Source organism: Vibrio sp. D173a, from assembly GCF_030248475.1.
Genome location: NZ_JAHGAH010000601.1, coordinates 1 through 694, shown reverse-complemented (window position 1 = coordinate 694; position 694 = coordinate 1). Strand labels below are relative to the sequence as shown.

1 protein-coding gene is annotated in these 694 nt (G+C 47.6%); it reads left to right on the top strand.

Going from position 1 to position 694, the window contains the following annotated elements; genetic code table 11:
- A partial coding sequence (gene hflC / locus KIV40_RS27830) for a protease modulator HflC (RefSeq protein ID WP_285352433.1) occupies positions 1-694 on the top strand: 694 nt, incomplete at both ends.

The window sequence follows — 694 nt, the reverse complement described above, 5'->3', positions numbered from 1 at the left end:
TTGGTTGTTGCGCTAGCACTGATGTTGATGTCTGTGTTCGTGATTCCAGAAGGCGAGCGCGGTATCGTGATTCGTTTCGGTCGTGTATTGAAAGATAACAACGACATCTCTCGAATCCACGAACCTGGTCTGCACTTCAAACTGCCTCTGTTTGACCGTGTGAAGACCCTAGACGCACGTATTCAAACAATGGATGGCCGTTCTGACCGTTTCGTAACGTCTGAGAAAAAAGACGTGATCATCGATTCGTACGTGAAATGGCGTATTCAAGACTTCGGTCAATACTACCTAGCAACGGGTGGCGGTAACGCACTAACAGCGCAAGCACTTCTAGAGCGTAAAGTGACAGACGTTCTTCGTTCTGAAATCGGTTCTCGTGAAATCAAGCAAATCGTATCAGGCCCTCGTAATAACGATGTACTGCCAGATTCTGCTGATAGCGAAGAAGTAACAACTGTTGCTGCTGCTGAAGCGCTAGAGGTAGATGGTGAGCGTGACAAGATCATGGAAAACGTTCTTGCGGATACACGTGAAAGTGCACTGAAAGATTTAGGTGTGGAAATCGTCGACTTCCGTATGAAGAAGATTAACCTTCCAGACAACATCAGTGACTCGATCTACAAGCGTATGCGTGCAGAGCGTGAATCGGTTGCTCGTAAGCACCGTTCTCAAGGCCGTGAGCGTGCTGAAGTAA